General features: G+C 70.8%; 5 protein-coding genes. 3 read left to right on the top strand and 2 right to left on the bottom strand.

The window, feature by feature from the left end; translation table 11 throughout:
• Window positions 1–603: hypothetical protein (locus tag VGL85_RS00125; protein WP_331584723.1), on the bottom strand; the 603-nt coding region annotated here is incomplete at its 3' end.
• Between the two features lie 207 nt (window positions 604–810).
• Between VGL85_RS00125 and VGL85_RS00120 the strand changes: the two genes are divergently transcribed.
• On the top strand, window positions 811–2,091 hold the full coding sequence (locus VGL85_RS00120) for a DUF418 domain-containing protein (protein WP_331584721.1): 1,281 nt from the start codon (window positions 811–813) through the stop codon (window positions 2,089–2,091).
• On the opposite strand, the gene VGL85_RS00115 is transcribed toward VGL85_RS00120, so the two are convergent.
• Window positions 2,088–3,179, bottom strand: coding sequence for a hypothetical protein (locus VGL85_RS00115; protein ID WP_331584719.1), 1,092 nt, complete (start codon window positions 3,177–3,179; stop codon window positions 2,088–2,090). The two genes, VGL85_RS00120 and VGL85_RS00115, sit on opposite strands and share 4 nt — an antisense overlap.
• 219 nt (window positions 3,180–3,398) lie before the next feature.
• On the opposite strand from VGL85_RS00115, the gene VGL85_RS00110 reads away from it, so the two are divergent.
• Together VGL85_RS00110 and VGL85_RS00105 are read left to right on the top strand one after the other, a co-directional pair.
• On the top strand, window positions 3,399–5,738 hold the full coding sequence (locus VGL85_RS00110) for a CHAT domain-containing protein (RefSeq protein ID WP_331584717.1): 2,340 nt from the start codon (window positions 3,399–3,401) through the stop codon (window positions 5,736–5,738).
• Window positions 5,735–6,448: filamentous hemagglutinin N-terminal domain-containing protein (locus VGL85_RS00105; RefSeq protein WP_331584715.1), on the top strand; the 714-nt coding region annotated here is incomplete at its 3' end. The genes VGL85_RS00110 and VGL85_RS00105, both read left to right, overlap by 4 nt.

The following is a 6,448-nucleotide window of genomic DNA, read 5'->3' as shown; positions in this document are numbered from 1 at the left end:
GAGCGCGGCCATGGCCGCAGCGTCAGGATCTTCGGCGATGGCCACCTGGCGGATGACGAAGACGCCGCCGGGCTTATCCTCGATATCAAGACGGATCTGATCGATGGTGGAGTCCACCCAGTCCGGCCCGCCGCGCTTCTGATGGGTCATGTCGTAGACCAGGGTGGTGGTTTCCCCGACCTTGGGCGCGGCCCCGGCGACGGGCTTGCCGAAGTAGCCGGAAACCTCCCCGTGACCGCTGGTCGCGTAGTAGAGCGCCCCGTCCCACAGGGCGCCGGGCGCGAGCCGGGTCAGGCGGATCAGGACCAGGCTATAGCGGCCGCCGGGGACGTTCAACCCCTTGGGCGAGCGCAGGATCGGATCGACCACCGTGACGGTCGCGCCTTGCGTCGCGGCCGGCGTGATCCGGCTGCTCACCGTCGTGAAGCCGTCGGTGGAGCCGTCGAATGTCCAGAGCTTGACCGCCGTCACCGGCTTGCCGTCGAGGGTGAAGGCCCCCGTGGCGGCGTTCCACTGGGCGGGACCCGGCCGATCGGGGCCGGCCGGCACGGCCGCTTCCTGGGCCTTCATCGCCGGGCGATGGCAGCCGGCCAACAGGGCCACGAGCGCGACCAATCCGAGGGCGGATCGCAATCCAGGGCGGCGTGTCACGGAAGCGATCTCCTTCGTAGCACCATCGGCTGAACCCAACGCCCCCGCGCGACTCGCCGCACGTCTAGCATGCTCCGCCTCGGCGTTGACACCGCCCGTGACGCGCCCATCCTCTGAACGACGATAAGTCAGGACGAGACCTCAGGGGGAGATCGCCGGATGGCTGTCGCAGGCCCGGTGGCGGACGCGGACCGCCACATCTCCATCGACGCCGTGCGCGGCTTCGCCATCCTCGGCATCCTGCTGATGAACATCGTCGGCATGGGGATGCCGGCCTTCGCCTACGTCGACCCCACATACGCCGGCGGCTCCACAGGCGCGGACCTGTGGACCTGGGCGGTCAACAACGTGCTGACCGACGGCAAGATGCGCGCGCTGTTCACGATGCTGTTCGGGGCGAGCGCTGTGCTGATCGCCGAGCGGGCGGAGGGCGGCCGGCCCGGTCCGGCGGCCACCCACTACCGGCGGATGTTCTGGCTGTTCGTGATCGGCATGCTGCACGCCTATTTCCTCTGGTGGGGCGACATCCTGGTCACCTACGGCCTGGCCGGGCTGGTGATCTTCCCGTTCCGCAAGCTCAGCTGGAAAGTCCAGCTGGGCGTCGGCGTGGCGGTGCTCGCGCTGCTGCTGGCCGCGAACCTGTGGGAGGCCGACCAGCTCATCGCCATGCACGCCGCGGCGATGGCGCCCGCAGCCTCGAGCGAGGCGGTGAAAACCTGGCAGGAAGCGTCGCAGCTGGTGGCGCCTTCGGCGCAACTCGGCCAACTGGAGATCGCGGGATACCGCGGCGGCTTCCTGGACGCGCTTCGGGTCCGCGCGCTGGCCGCCCGCCTCATCCAGACCTATCTGATGCCGACCAGCGAGATCCCCGAAGCCATCGGGCAGATGTTCGTCGGCATGGCCCTGTTCCGCAGCGGCTTCTTCACGCTCAAGTGGTCGAGCCGGGGCTACGCGGCGATGATCGCGGTGGGCTATCTGCTGGCTGTCCCGGTCACCGCCTGGGTCGCCTGGATGATCTGGCGCTCGGGCTTCGAGCCGCTGACCATCAACAAGCTGGAGGACTGGCAGCAGGTCACCCGCCCGCTGATCGGCCTGGCGCACGCCGGCGTGGTCCTGCTGATCGTCCGCTCCGGCGCGGCCCAGGCGGTAGTGAATCGGCTGGCGGCGGCCGGGCGGATGGCGTTCAGCAACTACCTCGGGACCTCGATCATCACGACCCTGGTGTTCGATGGCTTCGGCCTGGGACTTTACGGCCGGCTGTCGCGGTTCCAGGAACTGGCGGTGGTGCTGGGGGTCTGGGTGTTCATCCTGGCCTGGAGCAAGCCATGGCTGGCGCGGTTCCACTACGGGCCGTTCGAATGGGTTTGGCGTTCCCTGGTGCGCTGGAAGCCGCAGCCGTTCGTGCGCCGGCGCGCGGGCACCGCCCCGGCGACCGCCTAGGGAAGACCCGCGCTCTGGGACTGCGGGTCCAGGCGCAACTCGACGCCGACATCGACCTCGCCGCCCGCCACCGGCCCGCCGTCACGTGACCAGAGATTTGCTTTCAGGGTGGACGCCAGCTTCACCGCCGCTTGGGAGAAGCCGAGGCCATCCGGCTGACCGGGTTCGGCGGTGCAGGCGCGCAAAACCCCGTTGCCGGCGACCCGACAATGGGCGACGCCGCGACCGGCGGTGAGCCCCTTGGCGGCGGCCTCAGCGGGGAACACCTTGGGGTGACGAGCGTCAAAGCCTGAAACCCAGATCGGCGCGTCGACCTTTCGGCTCTGCAGGGCCGAAGGCGGCGGCATGCGGATCGGGATGTCGACCCAGGGCGGGAAGTCGGACTTTTCCGCAAGCGAGCTGGGCGCGAGACGGAACTCGCGGCTCAGCCGATGCGCCGCCAGTCCGAAGCCGCGATTGGCCGGAAATTCGGCCAGCGTCCAGCAATGATAGAGCAGGCCGTTGCCGCCCACGCCGCAATGCTCGACCGCATAGCCTTCGACGCCGCCGCCATGGGCGGGATAGGCGCGCGCCACTTCACCGAAGGTGGGCGCCTCGGACCAGACCGGATTGTTGACCATGGTGAGTGGGATCGCCCCTACCAAGGCCGGGTTCGGGATCGTCTCGGAGGAGATGCGGCTCTCCGAACTCCTGAACAGGACGGCGACCGACCGCATCGCCGTATCGTTGGGGTCTTTCGCCGGCGGCAGCTTGAACAACGGGCGCATTTGCAGCGCGATCTTGCCGAAGCCCACGCCGGAGGGCGTCTCCGATCCGATCTCGCACCATTCGGCCAAGCCGTGGGTATCGATCCGGCAGTTCAGGGCGACTCGGCCATCCTGTGTCGATTCATAGGCATGGCTGGGGTAGGCGATCATGATCGCGTGGCTGACCTCATCCTTGCCGTTCAGGCGGATGGTCACGTGGTCCATCGGGGCGATCGGCGTCACCACCACCGGGGAGACGGTCTTCGACGCCGGATCGGCCCTGCCGGCGCCCGGCGAAATCAGGGCCAGCCCGAGTGTGGCGAGGACGATGCGTGCTCTCACTGGAAGGCCTCCGGATCGCCCGCCGAGAGTACATCAACCCAAGCCGCCAGGCCACGGACGGCCTTCGGAGCCCGCGCGCTGCCCCAGCGCCTGATCGCCGCGATTGACAAGCACCCGGCGCGCTCGCCCACTGTTCGAGGGACGTGGGGGTGATCCATGGGGCGCGGGGGCGCTCTTCGACGGTGGGCGGCGATCGCCGGGTTTGGCGCGACGCTGGCCATGTCCGGCGCGGCGCACGCGGCGCTGGCGGACCGGCTGTGCCTGCCCACGGGCGCCGCCCAACTGCAGGCCTATCCGTCGGCGCCGGCGTTGGAGGCGGCCGCCGCCCAGGCGGAGACGCGCCTGACACGCGGCGCGGCAGTCGATCGATTCCCGGAACTCGAAGGCGATCTCGAGCTTCCCGCCGACCGGGCGGAGCGGCCTTCCGCGCAGGCGGTGGCCGACTATTGCGCCGCCGCCGGCGAACTGATGCGGCTGAGCCCCGAAGGCAGCCAACGGCAGGCTCAAGCCTTCCTGCTGGGCGCCTTTCGCACCGCCAGCGCCGCCGGGCTCACTCGGCCCGCCTCGGAGGCCGCCTATCGGCTCGGATTGGTGTCGCTGTCCGGATCGACCGTCGCGGGCACGCGCGGGGCGCGGGGACGCCGTGGCGCGGCGGGCGGCGCGGTCGCGGCTGCGCAGGAGGCCGAGCGGCTGGGACCAGGCCCCTGCGACGTGCTGCTGAGCTCCGGCGCCCTGATCAACGCCAATCTGCGCCTGTCGGCGGCCTCGCTGGCCTGCGCGGCGGATGAGGCGCGCCTGGCGGGCGACAATCGCACCGCCGCCCTCGCCGACCTGCGGCTGGCGCATCTGCGGCTGTCGGTCGCCGAAGCGAACGCCGACCTCGCCGGCGACTATCGGGCCCAGGCGCTGAGCGCGGCCACGGCGGGCCTGGCCGCCGCTCATGGGATCGCAGACGCGACGCTGCGCGCCGAGGCGCAGGGCCGCCTGGCCGAAGCCGCGCTGGACGCCGGCGCCGGGCCAGGCCCCGATCTCGACGCCACCGTGGCGGAAATCGCCGCGGTGGGATCGGGCGATCCGTCGGCGAGGGCCTTTGCCGAGGCGATCCGCGCGCGCCTGGCCTTCGCGGCGGGCGACGCCGCCGGCGCCCGATGGTTGATGGAGCAGGCCCTGCTCGACGAGAACCAGCGTCCCCTGCCCGCGCGCGCGCCCGAATGGCGCCTGCGCCTGGCGCAGATGGATCCGGCGAACCGCGAGGCTCACATCCTGGCCGCCTACGACGCGCTGGAGGCGGTGCGGCCGTTGCTGCCGCGGTTCGATCCCCTGACCGAGGAGACCTCCTTCTCGCTCTACATGCGCCCGGTCTTCCAGGCCGCGGTGGACGTCCAGCTGGCGGCCGCGGAAGGGGCCCAGGCGGTGATCCGGGTCAAGAGCGCCCAGCAGATCGTCGAAGCCTATCGCCAGGCCGAACTGCAGAGCGTGTTCGGCGCCGAGTGCCTGCCGCCGCGCGACGCGTTGACACCGGACACCCTGACGGCGGGCGAGGTGCTGCTCTATCCGATCCTGCTGCCTGACCGGCTGGAGCTCCTCTACCTGGCCGGCGGCGAAGGCGGCGCGACCTTCCGGCGCCTGGCGCCCAACCGCAGCGTCGATCGCCAGGCGGTGTCGCGGCTGGTCGAGACTATGGTGCTGTCGCTGAGCTACGACGAGGACGACAAGTGGCGCGCCGCCTCGCGCCAGCTCTACGACCTGCTGATCAAGCCGATCGAAGGCGAGCTGAAGCCGGGGGCGGAGCTGGCGATCGTGCCCGACGGCGCGCTCAGGGCGCTGCCCTTCTCGGCCCTGCTGGACGCCGACAATCACTTCCTGATCCAGAGGACGCGGGTCTCGGTCGCGCCTTCGCTGGCCTATTCGCAACCCGGCTCCAGCGACCAGCGCCGCCGTGAGCAGCTGTTGGCCGCCTCGCTGGAGATGGAAGTGGACCTGCCGGCCGGCGACTTCGAGAAGCTGACCGGCACCGGCGAGGAAGCCAAGCAGGCCGCGACCATCGACGGCAAGCGCATCCGCCGCGCCTGGGTGATTCAGAACTTCAAGAAGGCGGACCTGGTCCGGGCGCTTACCGAGGAGGACATCGACGTCCTGCACCTGGCGACCCACGCCTCGTTCAACGGCCGCTCGGACCGCGCCTTCATCGTCGCCAATGGCGAGGTGATCCTGCTGTCGGAGCTGCGCCAGATCCTGAGCGCCAACCGCGCGCGCGGCGACGAACTCGACCTGCTGGTGCTCAGCGCCTGCGAGACGGCGGTGGGCGACGACGAGGCCAGCATGGGCCTGGCCGGCGCGGCGGTGCAGGCAGGCTCGAAGAGCGCCATCGCCTCGCTGTGGCCGGTCAACGACCAGGGCACGGCCGAGCTGATGAAGGACTTCTACCAGTTCTATCGGGAGGGCCGCTCGAAGTCGGCGGCCCTGCGCGACGCGCAACTCGCCATGATCCAGCGGGGCGGCATGTACGCCGATCCCAACGCCTGGGCGGCCTTCACCTTACTGGGGGCCTGGCGATGAGGCGCGGCTTGCTGGCGGGAACGGCGCTCAGCGTGGCATTGGCGGCGGCGCAGGCGCAGGCGCAGACCACGATCGCGCCGGATGTTGGTGCGCGTGGCCTTGGCACAACCGCCGCCACGGCCGGAAATGTGACGACCATCGGCGGCGGGACGCTGGCGAGCGGCAACCTCTTCCAGAGCTTCTCGACCTTCAGCCTTGGCGCCGGCGACGTGGCGCGCTGGACGCTGAGCAGCGGCGATCCCACGGCGGTCCACAACGTCGTCAACCGGGTGACCGGCGGCCAGCCCTCGCGGATCTCGGGCACGATCGACTCAACCGGCCTGCCCAACGCCGCCTTCTTCTTCCTGAACCCGGCGGGGATCGTGTTCGGCGCCGGGGCGCAGGTGAACGTGCCCGCCGCGGCCTATTTCTCCACCGCAAGCGAGCTGCGCTTCGCCGACGGGACCCGGTTCGCCATGGCCACGCCGGGCGGCTCGACGTTGTCCGTCGCCGCGCCGGAGAGCTTCGGCTTCGTCGGCGGCGAAGGTTCGGTGGCGTTGAACGGCGTGACCGCCAGCTTCGCCAATCCCGGCTCGGCGCTTTCCGTCAGCGGGGCCAACCTCAACGTGACAGGCAGCACCTTCAGCCTGCGCAGTCTGGACCTGGCGGCGGTCGGCGCCGGACCGGGCGACCTGCCGCTGGCCAACCCGCTCTCGGCCGCACTCGGCGGC

This window comes from Phenylobacterium sp. (genome assembly GCF_036501465.1).
In the GTDB taxonomy this organism is placed as follows: Bacteria; Pseudomonadota; Alphaproteobacteria; order Caulobacterales; family Caulobacteraceae; genus Phenylobacterium.
Note: the sequence above shows the minus strand (reverse complement) of the source record. Positions and strands in the feature narration are given on the sequence as shown.

Bases quoted from the DNA above. Each gene is read 5' to 3' on its own strand.
- VGL85_RS00110 (WP_331584717.1), top strand. From the start codon at position 3,399: ATGTCCGGCGCGGCGCACGCGGCGCTGGCGGACCGGCTGTGCCTGCCC.
- VGL85_RS00120 (WP_331584721.1), top strand. From the start codon at position 811: ATGGCTGTCGCAGGCCCGGTGGCGGACGCGGACCGCCACATCTCCATC.